Origin of the sequence: Candidatus Poriferisodalis sp. (assembly GCF_965208895.1) — a bacterium.
Taxonomy (GTDB): Bacteria; Actinomycetota; Acidimicrobiia; order Acidimicrobiales; family Poriferisodalaceae; genus Poriferisodalis.
The window spans coordinates 517,930-535,961 of record NZ_OZ242363.1; the positions used below are offsets into that span (position 1 = coordinate 517,930).

16 protein-coding genes are annotated in these 18,032 nt (G+C 66.6%); 11 read left to right on the top strand and 5 right to left on the bottom strand.

All coding sequences use genetic code 11. From position 1 onward, the window contains the following. Window positions 1-22: 22 nt before the first annotated feature. Entirely contained in the window at window positions 23-1,114 is a 1,092-nt protein-coding gene (gene hisC / locus ACOGJB_RS02455; RefSeq protein ID WP_419839244.1) for a histidinol-phosphate transaminase, read from the bottom strand. 99 nt (window positions 1,115-1,213) lie between these two features. Further along, entirely contained in the window at window positions 1,214-2,101 is an 888-nt protein-coding gene (locus ACOGJB_RS02460; RefSeq protein WP_419839245.1) for a polysaccharide deacetylase family protein, read from the bottom strand. A 409-nt stretch (window positions 2,102-2,510) separates the two neighbouring features. Here ACOGJB_RS02460 and ACOGJB_RS02465 point away from each other — a divergent pair, with 409 nt between their 5' ends. The 7 genes from ACOGJB_RS02465 to ACOGJB_RS02495 all read left to right on the top strand — a co-directional run bounded on the left by ACOGJB_RS02465 (window position 2,511) and on the right by ACOGJB_RS02495 (window position 10,742). Next, the gene (locus ACOGJB_RS02465; RefSeq protein ID WP_419839246.1) at window positions 2,511-2,795 is read left to right on the top strand and encodes a hypothetical protein; all 285 of its coding nucleotides are present in this window, start codon (window positions 2,511-2,513) and stop codon (window positions 2,793-2,795) included. A gap of 130 nt (window positions 2,796-2,925) precedes the next feature. Continuing rightward, on the top strand, window positions 2,926-5,355 hold the full coding sequence (locus ACOGJB_RS02470) for a CoA transferase (RefSeq protein WP_419839247.1): 2,430 nt from the start codon (window positions 2,926-2,928) through the stop codon (window positions 5,353-5,355). A gap of 181 nt (window positions 5,356-5,536) precedes the next feature. Further along, complete coding sequence (locus ACOGJB_RS02475) at window positions 5,537-6,667, top strand: epoxide hydrolase family protein (RefSeq protein ID WP_419839248.1); 1,131 nt, start codon at window positions 5,537-5,539, stop codon at window positions 6,665-6,667. Then, window positions 6,642-8,378, top strand: a complete 1,737-nt coding sequence (locus ACOGJB_RS02480; RefSeq protein ID WP_419839249.1) for a long-chain fatty acid--CoA ligase — start codon at window positions 6,642-6,644, stop codon at window positions 8,376-8,378. Before ACOGJB_RS02475 ends, ACOGJB_RS02480 begins: the two co-directional genes overlap by 26 nt. A 229-nt stretch (window positions 8,379-8,607) precedes the next feature. Beyond that, window positions 8,608-8,910, top strand: coding sequence for a hypothetical protein (locus tag ACOGJB_RS02485; protein ID WP_419839250.1), 303 nt, complete (start codon window positions 8,608-8,610; stop codon window positions 8,908-8,910). A gap of 57 nt (window positions 8,911-8,967) precedes the next feature. Then, a complete protein-coding gene (locus ACOGJB_RS02490) occupies window positions 8,968-10,371 on the top strand; it encodes an MFS transporter (RefSeq protein ID WP_419839251.1) in 1,404 nt (467 codons plus the stop codon). Window positions 10,372-10,397: 26 nt separating this feature from the next. Then, a complete protein-coding gene (locus tag ACOGJB_RS02495) occupies window positions 10,398-10,742 on the top strand; it encodes a winged helix-turn-helix transcriptional regulator (RefSeq protein WP_419839252.1) in 345 nt (114 codons plus the stop codon). Between the two features lie 189 nt (window positions 10,743-10,931). On the opposite strand, the gene ACOGJB_RS02500 is transcribed toward ACOGJB_RS02495, so the two are convergent. Continuing rightward, window positions 10,932-11,528, bottom strand: a complete 597-nt coding sequence (locus ACOGJB_RS02500) for a class I SAM-dependent methyltransferase (RefSeq protein WP_419840662.1) — start codon at window positions 11,526-11,528, stop codon at window positions 10,932-10,934. Next, window positions 11,525-12,307 (bottom strand): crotonase/enoyl-CoA hydratase family protein, encoded by a 783-nt coding sequence (locus ACOGJB_RS02505; protein WP_419839253.1) that lies wholly within the window; start codon window positions 12,305-12,307, stop codon window positions 11,525-11,527. Before ACOGJB_RS02505 ends, ACOGJB_RS02500 begins: the two co-directional genes overlap by 4 nt. A 161-nt stretch (window positions 12,308-12,468) precedes the next feature. On the opposite strand from ACOGJB_RS02505, the gene ACOGJB_RS02510 reads away from it, so the two are divergent. Then, complete coding sequence (locus tag ACOGJB_RS02510) at window positions 12,469-14,058, top strand: alpha/beta hydrolase (protein ID WP_419839254.1); 1,590 nt, start codon at window positions 12,469-12,471, stop codon at window positions 14,056-14,058. Between the two features lie 37 nt (window positions 14,059-14,095). Continuing rightward, the gene (locus ACOGJB_RS02515) at window positions 14,096-14,956 is read left to right on the top strand and encodes an alpha/beta fold hydrolase (RefSeq protein ID WP_419839255.1); all 861 of its coding nucleotides are present in this window, start codon (window positions 14,096-14,098) and stop codon (window positions 14,954-14,956) included. On the opposite strand, the gene ACOGJB_RS02520 is transcribed toward ACOGJB_RS02515, so the two are convergent. After that, entirely contained in the window at window positions 14,911-15,810 is a 900-nt protein-coding gene (locus ACOGJB_RS02520) for an alpha/beta fold hydrolase (protein WP_419839256.1), read from the bottom strand. The two genes, ACOGJB_RS02515 and ACOGJB_RS02520, sit on opposite strands and share 46 nt — an antisense overlap. A 32-nt stretch (window positions 15,811-15,842) precedes the next feature. Between ACOGJB_RS02520 and ACOGJB_RS02525 the strand changes: the two genes are divergently transcribed. Both ACOGJB_RS02525 and ACOGJB_RS02530 read left to right on the top strand, forming a co-directional pair. Then, the gene (locus tag ACOGJB_RS02525) at window positions 15,843-16,595 is read left to right on the top strand and encodes a hypothetical protein (protein WP_419839257.1); all 753 of its coding nucleotides are present in this window, start codon (window positions 15,843-15,845) and stop codon (window positions 16,593-16,595) included. Between the two features lie 172 nt (window positions 16,596-16,767). Then, window positions 16,768-17,937 (top strand): hypothetical protein, encoded by a 1,170-nt coding sequence (locus ACOGJB_RS02530; RefSeq protein ID WP_419839258.1) that lies wholly within the window; start codon window positions 16,768-16,770, stop codon window positions 17,935-17,937. Window positions 17,938-18,032 lie beyond the last annotated feature (95 nt).

Consider the following 18,032-nt stretch of genomic DNA (forward strand, 5'->3'; position numbering starts at 1 on the left):
CCTCTTGGTCAGCCAATCCAGCTCATGGTGTGGGGTCGCAGGTCCCCAGCGCGGCCAGCAGCCGGTCATTCTGGGCGGGAGTGCCCAGGCTGATACGCACGCCTTCGCCCTCGAATGGGCGAGTCACGAGCCCCTGGCGCTCCAGTCGGACGAACAGGTCCATCGCCCCGTCGCCGACCGGCAAGTACACGAAGTTGGCCTGGCTCGGCACGACCGGCCAGCCCTGCGCTGCCATCGCAGCGTTCACCCGGTCGCGCTCAACCAGGATGCCGGCGACCCGTTCGGCCAGCTCGGCAGCCGCCTGCGGCTCCAGCGACGCCAGCGCTGCGATCTGAGCGATGCCGCTCACGATGAATGGCAGGGCCACCTTGTCGAGCGCTCCGATGATGCCCGGGTGCCCCACCCCATAGCCCACCCGCAGGTTCGCGAGCCCGTACGCCTTGGAGAAGGTCCGCAGCACCAGCGCATTGGGGTGCCTCGGCAGGATCGCCTCGATCGGGTCGGCCACTGCAGGGTCGGTGACGAACTCCCGGTAGGCCTCGTCGATCACCACGATGACATCGTCGGGCACAGCGGCCAACAGCCCCAACAGCTGTGCCGTCGTGCAGACGGTGCCGGTCGGGTTGTTGGGCGTCGACAGCACGACGATCTTGGTGCGATCCGTCACGGCTGCAGCCACGCTGTCGAGGTCGAAGACATGGTCGGTGAGCGGCACGGTGACGGCGCGGGCGGCCGAGGTGGCACAGAACACCGGGTGTACTTCGAACGAGCGCCAGGGGTACACCACCTCGTCGCCGGGGTCGACATAGGCGGCAAAGAGCTGCTGCAGCACGCCCACCGAGCCTGAGCCCACCGTGACCTGGTCGAGCCCCACACCGTGCCGGTCGGCCAGCGCTTCGCGCACCTCCATGCAGCGGTGGTCGGGATAGCGATTCATGCCCAAGGCCGCTTCGGCGACCGCCTTCGCCACCGACGGCAGCGGGTCGTTGGCGTTCTCGTTGGAGGCCAGCTTGATCGCCTCGGCCAGATCGTGCTCGGCGGCGGCCTGCGCAGCCGACCGGCCCGGCTTGTACTCCGGCAGGCCCTCCACAGCCGCCCTGGGTCGTCCGATCATGCGCAGGCTCTCCCGGTCTGGTGATGCGGCTGCATCAGCGTCGCGACGCTCGGCGGCAAGCTATCGCTTGTTGACCGGCGGCGGTTCGCCGCTCGCCGGCTAGAGGCGACGATTGGCACAGTCTCCGGGCGTGGCGGCAGCCCGGAAATCGTCGGCAACCTGGGCCATGGTGGCGAAGGTCACGCCCGGCTGGGACGCCATGTGGTCGATGAGCCGTTCGAGCATCAGCATGCGGCTGCCCCGCCCGATGCACTGGGGATGCATGGTGAGCACGAACACCCCGGCGCCGACACGTACGTTCAGATAATCGAACTCGGCCGACCACACGTCATAGACGTGATCGGGGGTGCGCAGCCCCTGGACCGTCGGCCCGTCGTAGCTGAAGTAGGGCCAGTCGTCGAGGATCCAGTCGAACGGAAGCTGCACCAGGTCCACCTCGTCGCCGAAGCGGTGCGGCCCGTCGGTGGTGGGCACATCGCCCAAGCGGCACCAGGTGGGCGCGTAGTCGTTGCGGGCCATCGAGGAGTCATAGGAGAAGCCGTGCTCCATGAGCAGGCTGATCCAGCGGTCGCCGCAGTTGCCGCCCGGCACCCGGTGCCCGACCGGCGGGCTGCCCGAGAGCCGTTCCAGACAGTCCATGGAGCGGGTCAGGATGGCCCGCTCGTCGGCTTCGTCGCGCTTCGACGACGGGGCCTCGTGGCAGTAGCCGTGGTAGCCCACCTCGTGACCGTCGGACACCACCCGGGCACAGACGTCGCCGAAGGTGTCGATGGTGTGGCCCGGGATAAACCACGTGGTCGGGATGCTGCGTTCGTTCATCAGGTCGAGCAGCCGGTGCGCGCCGATCGTTGCAAACTCGCCGCGGGCGGTCAGGTTGGGCGACCGCGACCCACGGGGACCCGTCCAGATCGAGACTGCGTCGAAGTCAAAGCTCAGGCAGACCGTGACGCCGGTGTGGTGGCCGTTGGGCGGATGTTCGGAACTCATCCGCGGACCCTACCGAACCCCTCTCTGCACCTGCCGCGTCCTGAGCGGGGCTGCCAAGGAAGGAGACCGAACCTCAGATCACGGTTCGGCCACGTTGAGGTCGGCGGACTATATGAGATCTAATTTCAATAGATATTAATATATTTCGATTCTATCCTGCATCTGTGGATCGGGTACCGCGACACCCGAAGAAGGAAGTGCGGGAAGCACTTGCCGTTGCTCGCGCGGCCGGGTGGACCGTTATTCGCTCGCGAGGCCGCTCGAGTCACGCATGGGGAACTGCGGTGTGCCCGAGCGGAATATGCAGACTGTCGATTTGGGGCACTCCACGAAATGCGCAGAACTTCGCCGGTACAGTCAGGCGCAAGGTGACGAAGTGCCGGTGCGCACACTTGCCGAAGGATGGGACATGACGAAGCGATCAGCGCCGGTCCATGCGTTCATTGCTCGCACCCACGGCGTGAGCGTGATGGAACAGTCCGTTCTCGATGCGCTGTTCGACGCCGGCTGTGACGATGCCGTGGTCGGCACAGATCTTGAAGGCGACTACCTCGACTTCACACGCTCGGCGCCCACATTCGAGGACGCCGTTGCCACCGCGAGCGCAGCCGTCGAGTCTGTTTCCGGATTGAGAGTGGTACGCATCGAGCCGTACGACCAGCCCGACTACATGCTCAAGAGCGCGCAGGGCTGACACACGGCGTGGTGCGGCGTGCACCCGACGGGGGCTGCCGCTTCCGCCGAGGTTCGCAGCGCTCACGAGCCGCTCAGGCCACGGCCTCGCCGATCGGCTCAGCCTCTCGGCTGGGCGGTACGGTGACCCGGTGCCTGAATCGATCGACGCCGAAGCGGCGGAGCGACCGCCGCTGGCGGGGATGCGGGTGTTGGAGGTGGCCTCCGGCATTGCCGGGCCGTTCGCCGGTCGGCTGCTGGCAGGCGCTGGTGCCACGGTGGTCAAGGTCGAGCCGCCAGGTGGCGACCCTGCTCGGCGCCAGCCGGTCGACGATGTTCCGCTGCAGTCCGGCGAGCTGAGCCCGCTGTATGTGCATCTGAACGCTGGAAAGCTGAACTGCGCCGCTGACGGCGTGGACCCGTCGTGGCCCGACGTGGTGATCGCCAGCGACACCCTGGCCGGGCTTGCCGACGGGCCGTGGAATCCCCAGCGACTTGCCACCAGCGCTGCCGACGGCGAACGTGTGCCCAAGCTCGTAACGGTGACCGCCTGGGGTGCGGGCGCCGACGATCCGGGCGTGATCGCCGACGAGCTGCTGGTGCAGACCGCCACCGGATTCTTGGGCTTCAACGGCGACGAGGGTGCCGAGCCGCTGCGACTGCCGGGCTGGCAGGCCCAATATTGCGCCGGCGGCCTGGCAGCGTGGGCTGCCCACCTGATCCTGCGACGGGCCGAAACCCACATGGATGTGTCGTGGCTGGGCGCGCTGCTGACCGCCGTGGAATTGTGCTATTGCGACTCGCTGCACTGCGAGCGGCCGAGGCCGCTGGTGGGGCCGCACCCGCCCACGGCGTACCCATCGGGCGCCATCGAATGCGCCGACGGCTACGTGTGCCCGGGATCCCTCCGGCGGGACGACTGGGAAATGCAGTGCTTGCACATCGGCGTGCCCGAGTGGATCGATGATCCCGAGCTGAGCCACCGCCACCGCAGGGTCCGCCACATCGACAAGATTCGCGAGGTCATTGAGCCGTGGTACGCGGCCCGGACCAAGCGGGAGCTGTTCCAGTTTGCGCTGGAAACGCCATGGGCAGTCGGCATGGTGATGACCCCGCTCGATGCGCTGGCAGACGAGCACCTCGCCGAACGCGGCTTCCTCGGCACCGTCGAGACGCCGTCGGGCTCCGTGTCCGCCCCGATCCAGCCGTTCGCCGCTCCCGGCTTGCCGGTGCGGGCCCAACGAGTCAGCGATCGCGGCGCCGACCAGCTCCCCGCAGTCGCGGCCAGGGCGGCCCGCAGTTCGACGCTCGAGCCTTCGACGGCCGCTGACGCAACCCCGACGGATCGCTCAACGCCAGCCGACATCCCCGCCGCCAAACTGCGCCCCACCGGTCGTCTGCGGGTCATCGAGATGACCATCGCCTGGGCTGGCCCATACATCGGCAACCTGCTGACGCCGCTCGATATCGACGTCATCAAGATCGAGGCGCAGAATCCTTTCGACGGCTTCCGGACGCAACGGCCCTACGACCATGGCATGGCGCCGGGCCTCGAGCACCTGGTCCATGACAACCGCTTCTACGAGGCAGGCGGCCATTTCAACGCCGTCAACAAGGGCAAGCGAGACTGCGTGGTCACCCTGGCAACGCCCGAAGGCAAGGCCGCGTTCCTTGAACTCGTGCGCAACTGCGACGCCCTGGTTGCCAATTTCTCGGCCCACGTGCTGCCCCAGCTCGGGCTGGACTTCGAGACGCTGGCCGAGGTCAACCCCAGCATCGTGCTGGTGCGCATGCCCGCATTCGGCGTCGACGGTCCCTACTCCGGCGCGGTCGGCTTCGGCTCGATCATCGAGGCAATGGGCGGGCTCGGGCAGCGGCAGGGCTACGAGCATGAGGGCGCCCGCATCTCCAACATCTACTTCCCCGACCCCATCGCCGGCATCGCTGCAGGGTTCGCCCTGCTCAGCGGCCTGCACCACGCCGAGAGCACCGGCAAAGGCATCGAGATCGACGTCTCCCAGCAGGAAGGAACCTGGCAGCACAACGGCGAAGCGCTCGTGCTGGCATCGATGGCGGGCCGAGACATCGGCCGGATGGGCAATCGGGAGCCCGGCGCAGCATGGAGCGGCTTCATAGAAGGAACAGACGGCTGGCTCGCCGTCGTCGCCGACGCAACCGAGACTGCGCAGGTCATCACAGACCTGCTCGAAGAGAGCGAGCCCAACGGCGGTGCCCCCACCCGAACCCGAGCAAACCTCCAAGCAACCCTGCGCCGAGCAGGCGCCCGCACCGAGCCTTGCCGCGACCCCTGGACGGCACCAGCACATCAACCCCTGGCGGGCCACATCGAGATCGTCGAGCACCCCATCACGGGTGCGATGCGACACATAGCCAGCCCCTTCGCCCTCGACGGAACCCGCCCTGCACAGGCAGGCCCCTCCCCCCTCTTCGACCAACACACCGACGAAGTCATGAACGAGGTAGCCGGCCTCGCCCCCGCCGAGATTGCCAGCCTCCGAGCCAACGGCCACATAGGAGGCGAACTCCCCCCTCCCGCCGAACTGGGCTTCGTCTACGACTGAGCAAGCCGCCGAACGCGCCACGAAACAAGGGGTGTGCGTGGGTAGGGGCGGCCGCGCGCAGTTATGCGGCGCCCCTGCGACCCCGCGAGCCAACAAAGAGCGCCGCATCTGTTTGAAGCACGGGCGCCCCTGCCCTCGTACACCCCGGGGCGACGTCACACCTGCGGACTACCGTGCTCGAATGCAGATCGAACCGTTCCAGATCAACGTCGCTGACGAGCAACTGGCAGACCTCAAGGACCGCCTGACGAGAACCCGTTGGCCCGAAGCAGAGCCCGTGGACGACTGGTCCCAGGGGATCCCGCTCGCCTACGTCCAAGAAGTTTGCGACTACTGGGCCAACACCTACGACTGGCGGGCCCGCGAAGCATCCCTCAACCGGTTCGACCAGTTCATGGCCGAAGTCAACGGCATGGACGTGCACTTCATCCACGCCCGCTCACCCGAGCCCGATGCGATGCCCATCGTCATCACCCACGGCTGGCCCGGTTCGGTGGTCGAGTTTCACAAGGTCATCGAGCCCCTGGCCGACCCGGTCGCCCATGGCGGGAGTGCGGCCGATGCCTTCCACGTGATCTGCCCGTCACTGCCGGGCTACGGCTTCAGCGGCAAGCCGACCGAGGCGGGCTGGGGCGTCGAGAAGATTGCCGACTGCTGGGCCGAGCTGATGGCCGGCTTGGGCTACGACCGCTTCGGCGCACAGGGCGGCGACTGGGGCTCCGCAGTCACCAGTGCGCTGGGCAGCCGTCACCCTGACGTGTGTCTCGGCATCCACTTGAACATGGTGATGCGCGGCAGCCGCCCGAAGGACCGCGAGCCGAACGAGGAGGAACTCGGAGCGCTCGCGGCTGCGAAGCACTACAACGACTGGGACTCGGGCTACTCCAAGCAGCAGTCCACCCGGCCGCAAACGCTGGGCTACGGCCTCACCGATTCGCCTGCCGGTCAGGCTGCGTGGATCCTGGAGAAGTTCTGGGCATGGACGGACTGCGACGGTCACCCGGAAAACGCGCTGGGGCGAGACGAGATGCTCGACAACGTCATGCTGTACTGGCTGAACGCAAACGCAGCCTCGTCGGGCCGTCTGTATTGGGAGAGCTTCCGGCAGATGCCCCGCATGACGGTGGACGTGCCGACGGGTGTGGCGAAGTTCCCCAAAGAGATCATTCCGCCCGTGCGCGCCTGGTCCGAGCCGATCTATTCAGACATTCGCCACTGGTCCGAGATGCCCGCAGGCGGGCACTTCGCAGCGTTCGAACAACCCGAGCTGTTCGTCGACGACGTACGTGCCTTCTTCAGCCTGCTTCGATGAGCTGCGGGACGCCGAGGTCGGCGAAGAGTCGCGCCTGATGACAGCGGAGTGCGCCAAGCCGGTCCTACTCGGCAACACGATGGACCGGCCGTTGCTGGTCTCGACCCTCATCTCCTATGCGGCGCGCAGCCATGCTGACACCGATGTCGTGGCTGTCGACTCAGCCGGCGTCACGACGCGCAGCAGTTGGGGCCAGATCGGCAAGCGGGCGCACCTGCTGTCAGCCGCCCTGACCGCCGACGGCATCGCACCTGGCGAGCGGGTGGCCACGATTGCCTGCAACGACCACCGCCATCTCGAGGCCTACTACGGCATCACCGGGATCGGCGCAGTGCTGCACACCGTCAACCCGCGGCTTCACGACGACCAACTGGCATACATCCTCAACGACGCCGCCGACAGCATCGTGCTGGTCGACCAGTCCTTTGTGGACATCGCTGCGCGACTCGCTGCGCGCACGCCCTCGGTCCGCCGATGGGTGGTGCTCGGCCGTCCGGACACACCCGCGGGCCTGCCCGGCGAGATCGCATATGAGGACTGGATTGGCGGCACCGCGGGACCCGCCGCGTGGCCTGAGTTCGACGAGCGCTCAGCCGCCACGCTTTGCTACACGTCGGGCACGACCGGCAACCCCAAGGGCGTCCTGCAAAGCCACCGCTCGATCGTGCTGCAGACGTGGGCGTGCTGCACCGGGGACGGGCACGACATCCACTCAGGCCATGCCGTGCTCGGCGCCGTTCCGATGTTCCACGTGAACGGCTGGGCGCTGCCGTTCGCCACGGCAATGAGCGGCGCGAAGCTCGTGCTGCCCGGACCCAACCTGAACCCAGAAGCGCTCGTCGACCTGATCGAAGCCGAAGACGTCACGTTCTCGGCGGGCGTTCCCACGATCTGGCTGGGCGTCGTGCAGTACCTCCAGGACACCGGTCGCACCGTGCCGTCCCTGGAGAAAGTGGCAGTCGGCGGCTCGGCCGCGCCTCGGGTGCTCACTGACACACTCGAAGACGACTACGGCGTCACGGTCAGCCACGTCTGGGGCATGACCGAGATGACCCAGGGCACGTCGGGGCGCTTCACCCATCGAGTCCAGCGCGCCAGCCGTGACGATCAGCGAGCCCGCCAGGCGAAGGCCGGCCGCGAGCTGTACGGCATCGAACTGCGGGTGGCCGACGAGCAGGGCAACGCCTTGCCTCATGACGGGCACAGCGTCGGCGAGATACAGGCACGCGGCCCGTGGATGTGCGGCGCGTACTACCTCGGCGAGCTCGCCGAGCCCGATGCATTCGCGGATTCGCATCTGCCTGCCTCGGACGGCGGCTGGCTGCGAACTGGCGACGTCGGTGCGCTGGATTCGGAGGGTTACTTGACCCTGACCGACCGATCCAAGGACGTCATCAAGAGCGGCGGCGAGTGGATCAGCTCGATCGAACTGGAGAATGCCGCTCTCGCCGCGCCCGGCGTCTCGGCCGCCGCGGTCATCGGCCTGCCGCACGAACGCTGGGGCGAGCGCCCGCTGCTCATTGTCGAGCTGGCCGGCGGGGCGACGCTCGACGCCGACGCAGTGCTCGACGCCATCCGGCCGCGCGTGGCGTCTTGGTGGCTGCCCGACGACATCGTCGTTGCCGAAGCAATCCCGTTGACAGGCACCGGCAAGATCGACAAGAAGGCGCTGCGCTCGCACTACTCAGGACACGTCTGGCCGCAGCGCTGAGCCCTACGCGCTGACCAGCGCCGTGACAGCGCCGGTAACATGCCTGTCGGATCGCGCAGAGCGGGTTGCCCCGTTTGCGCACTGGTCGCTTCGGCGGCCTGAGGCACTGCGGCCGCTCCGGCGGCGCGAGGCACTGTGGCGTTGAGCGAGGTCACGAACCGCTCAGTGCCGAGGTTCGCCCCGTGTGCCGCTTCCCTAGCCCCCGTATCCCTACAGCGAGGTGTGAGTCATGGCTGCTGGTCGCACGACGTTCGAGAAACTGCAGAGGGACCGGGCCAAGAAGGCAAAGGCCGAGGCCAAGCGCGCCAAGCGCATGGGCAAGATCCCCCAGAGCGGACCGCTTGTCGCCGAGACGGACGAGCCCGATGGCACTGGCGCCGTGCTCGACGGCAACCTCGACGAGGAACTGTCGGCCGCGGACCTGATTCGTCTCGTCGAAGAGGTGCAGAACCAGTTCGACAACGACGAGATCAGCTTTGACGAGTACGAGGAACGTAAGATCGAGCTCCTCGCGCGCCTTCCCACCGACTGATCACGTCGCCATTGCGACCACGGGCCGTCGGGCTCGTTCTCCGCTAGAGTGACTATCGTGAAACAAGTCACTCCCCCGACCACTGCCCGTGTCTCGCGGCAAGCATGGAAGGTGCTCGGCGCGACGGCGCTCACCAACTTTGTGGTGGGACTCGACCTGTCGATCACCAATGTCGCCGTTCCTGACATCGGTCGGGAGTTCATCAGCGCCAGCACCGCTGACACCTCATGGGTGCTGACCTTCTACATGGTCACCTTCGCAGGCTTCCTGGTCGTGGCCGGACGCTGGGCCGATCGGTTCGGCCGCCTGCGAATGCTCAACATCGGCATCACCTGCTTCGTGGTCGGCGCCGGATTGGCCGCTGCGGCACCCTCGCTGCCGATACTCATCGTGATGCGCGGGCTGCAAGGGGTCGGCGCGGCGATGATGGCCCCGGCATCGCTCGGGCTCGCGGTCGCCGCGTGGCCCATCGAACGGCGCGGCACTGCGGTTGCGGTCTGGAGCTCGACGCTCGCGCTGTCGACCGCGGTCGGTCCCGTCGTCGGTGGCCTTCTCATCGAATACGGCTCTTGGCGCTGGGCCTACGCCCTGAATGTCCCTGTGGCCATCGTTGCGCTGGTTTGGGGCATCGCAGTGCTGACCGAGAGCGTGCGTCAACCCGAAGCCGGTACCCCTGACCTCGTCGGAGCGGCGCTGCTCGGCGGCGCGACAGGCGGCCTTGCGCTGGCAATCGTTCAGGGACAGGAATGGGGATGGGCCTCGCCGGCGGTGCTCGGCTTGCTGGTGATGTGCGCGGCGTCGATCGTCGCCGTTGCCCGACGCTCCGCTCGGCATCCGGCGCCCATCGTGCCGCGAGCGCTGCTGGCCGTCTCATCGTTCCGCATCGCGTTCACGTCGCTCTTCCTGTTCGGTCTCGGCTTCTTCGCGTCGCTGCTGGCCATGGTGCTCTACTTCACCGAGATCGCCGGATACTCCACCGTGACCGTGGGCGTCGCGATCGTCACGCTGCCCGTCACGGCTTTGATCTCCGCAAATGTGAGCGGGCCGCTTGCGGATCGGTTCGGATACCGCGCCGTCGTGATCCCCGGATTGCTGCTGTTCACCCTGGGTGCGCTGTGGCTTTGCGTGCGAGCGGGACCGGATCCGCACTACCTGTTCGATGTGCTCCCAGCTCTGCTGCTGCTGGGGGCCGGCATCGGTGCCGGGCCGGCCATCCTGAACGGGGCGGCGGTCTCCGAGGTCAACCCTGCGCACTTCAGCGTCGCCGGTGCGGTCGCCCAGACAGCACGCCAGCTCGCTGGGGCAATCGGCGTCGCCATCCTGGTAGCGATCCTCAGTACCAGCGCGTCGGGCGAGCCCACGATCAGCACCTTCCGCTGGGCGTTCGCCTACCTCGGATCGGCCGCAGCCTTGGCGAGCCTGGTGGCCACCCGCCTCCCGGCTCGGCCCTCTTCTGGCTGAACCCCGACATTTGGTACCTTGAATCTATGAAACGCAAGAGTTTCGGGCATATGGCGTGTCCGATCGCGCAGTCGCTTGAGCTCGTGGGCGAGTGGTGGACTCCCCTGATCCTGCGCGACACAGTGCTCTTGGGACTCTCCCGTTTCGATGACATCCAGAACAATCTCGGCATCGCTCCCACGGTGCTGACCAGTCGACTCAGCCACCTCGTCGAGAGCGGTCTGCTCGAACGGCGCCAGTATTCAGAACGCCCGCCTCGCTTCGAGTACATCCCCACCGAGGCCGCTCTGGACTTCAAGCCGGTTCTGGGAGCGCTGGAGAACTGGGGACAGAAGTGGGTGCCTCGCCGCCCGGCCCAGGCACACACCTGACCGTCGCTGCATGACAGTCAGTGCGTGTCGCTGAGAGGCTGAGCCGACAGGCGAAGCCGTGGCCCGAGCGGCCCGTGAGCGACAGCGAACAAGAGCGGGAAACGACTGGTGCGACAACGGAATGGTTCACCTATTGGCGCTTCCTCTTGTGCGGCTCGCACCAGCGCTTGGCGTTCGGGCGTCTCGTGTTCAGATGTTGCGGCGGTGAACCGAGACGGCGTAGTCGCCGCCGTCGAACGGGGCACCTTCCCATGTCGAGAAGCGGGCTTCGAGTTCCAGACCGTTGCGTTCGGCGAGTGCGTCGTATACGTGCAGCTGCATGTACCCGTCGCTGAGCTGGAAGCCCGCCACGAGCACGCCGCCCGGGTGCAGGTGCGCTGCGATGTTGGCGACCACGGCGGCTTCAGTGCCGCGTTCGAGGAAGATCATCACATTGCCCGCAGCGACGACGGCGTCAAACCGGCGCCGCCCGCCCGCTTCGTCGGCGATGACGGTGGCGGCGAGGTCGCCCTCGATCCATGGCAGCTCGGGTGCTTTGTCTCGTGCCAAGTCGAGCATCGCAGGGTCGAAATCGACCCCGACCACCGTGAAGCCGCGCCGGGCCAGCTCGATGGCCACGCGGCCCGTCCCGCAGCCGGCATCGAGCACGCTGCCACCTTGCGGGGTCAGCGAGTCGACCAGGTCGGCCTCACCGTGAATGGACTCGCCGCGCGCGGCCTTGCGCGCCCAGCGGTCGTCGTACTCGGCACCGCGGGGAATGTCGCCTCGTTCTGTCCAGCGGCTCAGCGGTCCTCCCAGTTCGGATCGCGCCGCTCAGCGAATGCAGTAGCTCCTTCGATGGCGTCTGCCGATGCAAAGACGTCCTCGAGCGCCGGCTGTTGGAACGCCCAGAAGTCGTCCTCGGCCACGCCCAGCACGTTGCGGATCAGCGCCTTGGAAGCGCGCACGCCCTTGGGGGCGTTACGGGCGATGCGCTCGCCGAGTTCGACGGCCACGTTGACTGCCTCGCCCTTGGGACAGACCCGGTTGACCATGCCGTGTTCGTGGGCAACTTCGGCGGTGATCGGCTCAGCGGTCAACGCCATCTCCATGGCGAGGCTGTAAGGAAGCTGGCGTGGCAGGCGCAGCAGCGCGCCGGCACCGGCGAACAGACCCACGCCCACCTCGGGAATGCCGAGCATCGTGCCCTCCGACGCCACGATGAGATCGCACGACAGCGCCACCTCGAGGCCTCCGGCCAAGGCGAAACGCTCCACGGCGGCGATGAGCGGCTTGGCCGCGCTGCGCTCGGCGATGCCGCCGAAGCCGCGCCCCGCCGGGTTCGGCATCGCGTCGATTCCGCCGCCGCTGACGAACGCCTTGAGGTCCATGCCGGCGCTGAATCCCCGCCCAGCGCCGGTGATCACACCGACACGAACGTCGGGATTGGCATCAAGGGCGTCGAGCGCTTCTCCGAGCGCCTCCGACAGCGCCATGTTGAATGCATTCATCGCATCCGGCCGGTTCAACGTGAGGATCTGCACGTAACCGCGCTGTTCGACCAGGACCAGGGGTTCTTCGCTCACCGAAACTCCTTTATCGAAGCGGGCGCATCGGTATGCGCCCGAAGGTCACACCGCCGCAGTGGCGCCAGGGCCCCGGCAGCGGTTCCGGCGCCGACAGTAGCCTCGCAGCGCGGCCAGGGGCCAAACGGATCCCCGACGCATGGGCTCGGTCGGAGGGCGGCATGGACGGCGAGGGCACGGAGAACCCGGGTACGGCCGGGGGCGACTCGGCGGCGGACGGTGTCGGCGACCTGCTGGCCCGGATCGAGATGGCGGAGCCTGCCGAAATTCCGATGCTGGTCCAGTTGCTGGCGCGCACGCCGGAACTGCAGCAGGCCCAGGGAGCGAATGCACTGCGAGCGGCTCGAGCGCTCAGCGTTCACGGCGGCCCGCAGATGTTCTCCATCGCTGGCGAGCTGGCTGCGCGCGCTCACCGCGAGGGCGTGCCGGGCGCCGGTGCCGTCTTCGCCGAATGCGCCGACAAGATGAGCCTGCTGAGTGGCAGGCCCCAGCAATTCGGGACCGTCGTCACCACGCACCTGGGCGACTTGGCGCTGGCACCCGTCGACGGCAGCGTCGACGACGAGGCCCGCGCCCGCATTGGCCTGCCGACATTGGCGCAGCGCCGCACCGAGATCGACCGTCGCAACCGTGAGCTCGCTCGCGAGCGCGCCGAAGAAGGCGGGCTTCCGCCGGGTCAACGCCTATGCCGCGTCTGGCGCGATCCGAGCCCTGCATTCCTCGAAGAGCGGCTCGAGGCGGACCCTGCCGGCTGCTGGGATGACGGCGACGAGCTCACCTTCGCCTGCCGCAGCGATGCCGCCGGCGTGCTGCCCGGACCGGTCATCGAGCTGCCGATGTGGCGGGTCGGCGGCGACAGCAGTGACGGGGCCAGCGACGGGGCTCACAGCGACCTGTGGGCGCTCAGCGTGCGCATCGAACGCCTCCCCGAAGCCGTGATCGGCTATGGCTTCTGGCCGCTCGACGACGCCGGGAGCCTGCTGGGCGGCCAGCGCGGCCCGGTGCCGCACCGGTTCCGCGGGCCCGAGGCACCCGCCGAATTGCCCTCGCACCCCGACGACGAGCTGCGCGGGGAAATCCGGGAGCACACCGTCGACAGCACGTCACTTCGCTCGAAGCGCAAGGTGACGGTGTACCTGCCGCCTCAGCACTCCCACGCAGAGCCCTTGCCAGTGCTGTATGCCACTGACGGCGGCATGATCGGCCCGTACATCCGCCGGCTCGACGCCGGCATCACCAACGAAACGGTGCCCCGCTTCGTGCTGGTCGCCGCACACTCCGCGCCGATGGGCGGTTATGGGAATGAACGGGCCATGGAGTACCTGCCGGGCTTCGACAACGACCGTTTCGACCGCCACCAGCGCTTCTTCGTCGAAGAGCTGGCCGCCTGGGCTGAGCAGTCCTTCGGCGTCTCGGGCGACCGCAGCCAGCGCGGCGTGTTCGGCGCATCCGACGGCGGCGGTCACGCTCTCGCCGTCGGTCACATGCACCGCGACAAGTTCGGTCACGCCATGGCGTATTCCACCGGCATGCCGCCGAACGAGCAGATGAACTGGAACGCCGCCGAAGCTCCGTTCGTGCACCTGTGTGCCGGCACTCTCGAGGGCGGTTTCCACCAGGCCACCGAGGCGTGGGCAGCATGGCTGCACTTCGCAAAATCGCCGCACGACTGGACCGAGCGCGTCTGCGGCCACGACCTCATCCAATGGATCGAAGAGCTGCCCCGCGCTGTTGCACGCGCCTGGGGCTGAGCGGCTGGCCGCGGGGCACTGTGCGCATGACGAACCAGTGGTCTGGGAACCGTTGGGCATCTCCCCCACGCCGGATGGCAACGTGATCGACGAGTTGGTCACCGTGGACGGTCACCTGCAGCTCGACGGCGTCGGCATCGCATACCGCAAGATCTCTCCTGGAGACACCGGCACCGGGCACCAACACGGCCGCGCAAGCCCCGTGATCGTGATGTTGCACGAGGGCCTCGGCAGCATCACCCAATGGCGGGAACTGCCCGAAGTGCTGGCGCGCCGATGCGGGTTCGACGTCATCGCCTACGACCGCAGCGGCTACGGACGCTCAGACCCGGTGCCCGAGACCTACAGCGACGGGTTCATGGAGCGCGAGGCCACCGAAGTGCTGCCCGCAGTGCTCCACGAACTCGGTGTCCGCTCGCCCGTGCTCATCGGGCACAGCGACGGAGCATCCATCTCGCTGATAGCAGCGGGACTGGAATCAGTCGTGCCGCTCGGCGTGGCCGTGATCGCGCCGCACTCGTTCATCGAGGACGTCTGCATCGATGGCATTCGTGCCATCGACAGCCAGCGCGAGCCGGTCATCTCCGGGCTCGCCCGTCACCACGACCACCCGCGCCTCGCATTCGAACGTTGGCGAGACGTCTGGCTGACCCCGCAGTTTCGCGACTGGGACATCAGGCCGCTGATCGAGCGCATCGCCTGCCCGGTCCTGGTGCTTCAGGGCGAGGGCGACCAGTACGGCACCGAGGCGCAGGTGTCCACAATCGTCCGCTCAGCGCCTGATGCCAGGGGCCACCTGCTGGCCGACTGCGGCCATGTCGCTCATCGCGACCAGCCCGAGCGGATCGCCGACTACTTGGTGGAGTTCGTCTCGGAGTGCGTGCCTGCGGGTTCGTGACCGAGCACGGTCGCCAGCGCGTCAGAGGCGATCACATCGGGCGCCTCGAAGGGCCCGAAGTGCCCCAGCCCGTGATACGTGATCAGCTTCGAGTTGGGCAGAGCCTCGTGCGCCGGCACGCCGATGTCCTCAAAGGTCATCTCCAGGCCCTTGCCGATGACCACCGGAGTAGCGCTGCCCTCCAGGCGAGCAGTGGTCGAAACCCATTCGCCGTCGTAGGTCGCTGCCTCGTCCGCGGCGCGGCAGCGCAGCCGCACAGAGCCATCGGGCAGGTCTTCGAATCCGTTTGCGAGATAGCTCGCCAGCGCATCGGCCCGCACGCCGCCGAAGGGCGGGCGGGAGGCGAATCGCTCGAAGGCTTCGCCCCGTGAGGCGAACTCCTCCCGGCGCTTCGTGGTGAGAGCGATCAGCGGGTTCTCACCCGGGCCGAATTGATCTTCGAGACGCCACACGACCGGCTCGTAGCCGTACATGCGCCCGATGGTGCCGGGCCGCAGCGTGTCGGCCAGCAGCAGAGTCGCCGCGCCGATCGAATGGCCGACACAGTCCAACTCCCCCTGGGCGATCCCCAAGTGGTCGACGATCCCCAGCAAGTCGGCTGCCAGCGTCGTCCACAAGAAGTCCCGATCAACGGGCGGCGGACTCCAGCCGTGGGCGCGAAGGTCAGGCGCCCAGACGGTGAAGTGCTCGGTCAGGCGGCTCGTCAGCGGTCCGTAGGTTCGGCCGTTGAAACCCGTGGCATGCACGAACAGCAGCGGCGGCCCATCGCCGCCCAGGCAGTGCAGTGCGAGCTCGACTCCGTCGGCCACTTCGACCATCTCGGGCGCCGGCACGCCACCGGCAGGACCACTCATGGCTGTGGGACCCATGTGCTAGCCATGCGCGCATGAGTACTACAGACACCGGAACGGATGCTGACACACCACCCGATCTCGAGTTCTTCTGGGACCCGGTGTGCCCGTTTGCATGGATCACGTCGCGCTGGGTCGAAAAGGTGGTTGCCCAGACCGGCTACACGGTGGACTGGCGCTTCATCTCGCTGCGCGTCCTGAACAAGGACCGGGACTATGCCAAAGACTTCCCGGCCGGATATGAGCGGGGGCACACCGCCGGGCTGCGGATGCTGCGGGTCGCCGCCAAAGTACGAGCGGATCTCGGCCGCAACGTCATGGGGCCGCTGTACGACGCGATGGGTCAGCACTACTGGGAGATGCCGAAGGGATCAGGCTTGCGGGACCGCATCGGCACCGCGGAGCACACCGCTGGAGCGCTGGCCACCGCCGGACTGCCGACCGAGTATGCGCTCGCAGTCGACGACGACTCCTGGGATGCCGAAATCGAGGCGGAAACCGAGCTCGCCCTGAGCCGCACCGGGCGTGACGTGGGCACACCGATCATCACGTTCGAGCCGCCCGACGGATTGTCCTTCTTCGGACCGGTGATCTCGCGAGTCCCATCGGACGAGCAAGCGGTGCCGTTGTGGAACGCGGTCATCGAGCTGGCCCGCTTCCCCGGATTCGCCGAACTGAAGCGATCACTGCGCGAGGCACCGCAGCTCAACGTGCTGGGCACCGTCACCGATGCGCCCGAGATGGAGGATTGGGAAGCCGGCTCCCGCAAGGCACACAAACCGCGCTAGGACGATAAGGCCACCCTCTATCAGATTCCTCCACTGCATCATCCGGACACTTCGCGGGAGATGCCGCTAATTCAATTCTCGAATGCAAGATTCCTGCTAGTCTCCGGTCCAAGCGCCTAGATGCAGGCGAACGAGGTTCAATCATATAGCCAAATGAGGTTCTCCCGAATACATGGATACAGCACCTGCCAAAATAGATACTCATCGCGACGCGACTGTGAAAATAGACAAGCTATCATCCGCCTCTGACGCGTATGCGCTGATCGAGTCTATTCGGGAGTTGAGTTCGGAATCTACTGGGCCGATACTGCTCGATTTCAGAAGCCTTGCACAAAGCACTAAACAACGACTTGATTCTCACTGGACTGAGATCATTGCTAATGAATTACTCACAGAATTCGTGGATGTCGACCTCATTGTCAGACCGCCTTCGAACCCTAACGGTCGTCGAAATCTTGAACGAACAGGCTGTGCGTTTGCCATCAAACAAAGGCCGTCATCCACGACACATATAGATACGAATCACCAGACAGAGTCATGGCCCGCTGTGGACTGGGAGCGGACCTGGTCGCCGCTCGACTCCAACTTTCGGCAACGAATCTTTGCGACCCAACACGAACCGGATGTACTCATTGACGGCGAGTTCGTAGTTTTCTTGAACCCGCACGCGTATGCCGGCGCCGAGGATCTGGACCACGAGTTGACCGGCAATCAAATCCACAGATGGATTTCACAACTTGTGCGATCAAGGCGTGAGTGGGTTTCGAGTGCTCACGAGCTGGAGAGTCGCGTACAAGCGCAGCAACGACTGACTCGGACTCTTGGCCGAATCACCTACGAACTTGTGTCCAATCTGGCGTACGCATTCTGCAGTCGCAACGTGGTGGTTCACACCCGCGACGGCTTGCTGCAACGGTCCTACGTGCAGCTGTACACAACCCGCGGCGGCAGAGATAGCTTTGACCGGCTGCATTTCATCGCGGCTGATACTGGGTTCGGCATCGTCGCCACCCTGCTACCCAAGCTGGCTAAGGCCACGGATCTTGAGCAACCGGACCCGGCAGAACTCATCCGGCGCTTGATTTCGAGAGCGCTGCCGCCCTATGGACGCAATGGCGGCAAGGGTTATAGGAGGATTACAGAGATCCTACAAGAGCACGGTGGCGACCTGTATCTGACTACAGGTTCAGTCCGCACTAGCGGCGAACCAGAGACGATTCGTGCTCATGCGCAATATCAAGGCGCGGGCGAAGCCCCCAAGTTGTCGGTGTGTGATGACCAACGGCTCGGCTTTCACGGCACGACGGCCCACGTGATCTTACGGCTCGGGCAATCGGAATAGGCACCTCTCAGCAGCCCTGGACCCTTGCATTAGCCCGCAGACAGAACCTGGGGAGGACAACCTTGACGCGAGCTATGTACGCCCGCTTGACACCC

Excerpts from the sequence above, each read along its gene's own strand:
- hisC (WP_419839244.1), bottom strand. The coding sequence starts at position 1,114 with ATGATCGGACGACCCAGGGCGGCTGTGGAGGGCCTGCCGGAGTACAAG.
- ACOGJB_RS02460 (WP_419839245.1), bottom strand. The coding sequence starts at position 2,101 with ATGAGTTCCGAACATCCGCCCAACGGCCACCACACCGGCGTCACGGTC.
- ACOGJB_RS02465 (WP_419839246.1), top strand. The coding sequence starts at position 2,511 with ATGACGAAGCGATCAGCGCCGGTCCATGCGTTCATTGCTCGCACCCAC.
- ACOGJB_RS02475 (WP_419839248.1), top strand. The coding sequence starts at position 5,537 with ATGCAGATCGAACCGTTCCAGATCAACGTCGCTGACGAGCAACTGGCA.
- ACOGJB_RS02485 (WP_419839250.1), top strand. The coding sequence starts at position 8,608 with ATGGCTGCTGGTCGCACGACGTTCGAGAAACTGCAGAGGGACCGGGCC.
- ACOGJB_RS02495 (WP_419839252.1), top strand. The coding sequence starts at position 10,398 with ATGAAACGCAAGAGTTTCGGGCATATGGCGTGTCCGATCGCGCAGTCG.
- ACOGJB_RS02510 (WP_419839254.1), top strand. The coding sequence starts at position 12,469 with ATGGACGGCGAGGGCACGGAGAACCCGGGTACGGCCGGGGGCGACTCG.
- ACOGJB_RS02520 (WP_419839256.1), bottom strand. The coding sequence starts at position 15,810 with ATGAGTGGTCCTGCCGGTGGCGTGCCGGCGCCCGAGATGGTCGAAGTG.
- ACOGJB_RS02525 (WP_419839257.1), top strand. The coding sequence starts at position 15,843 with ATGAGTACTACAGACACCGGAACGGATGCTGACACACCACCCGATCTC.
- ACOGJB_RS02530 (WP_419839258.1), top strand. The coding sequence starts at position 16,768 with ATGGATACAGCACCTGCCAAAATAGATACTCATCGCGACGCGACTGTG.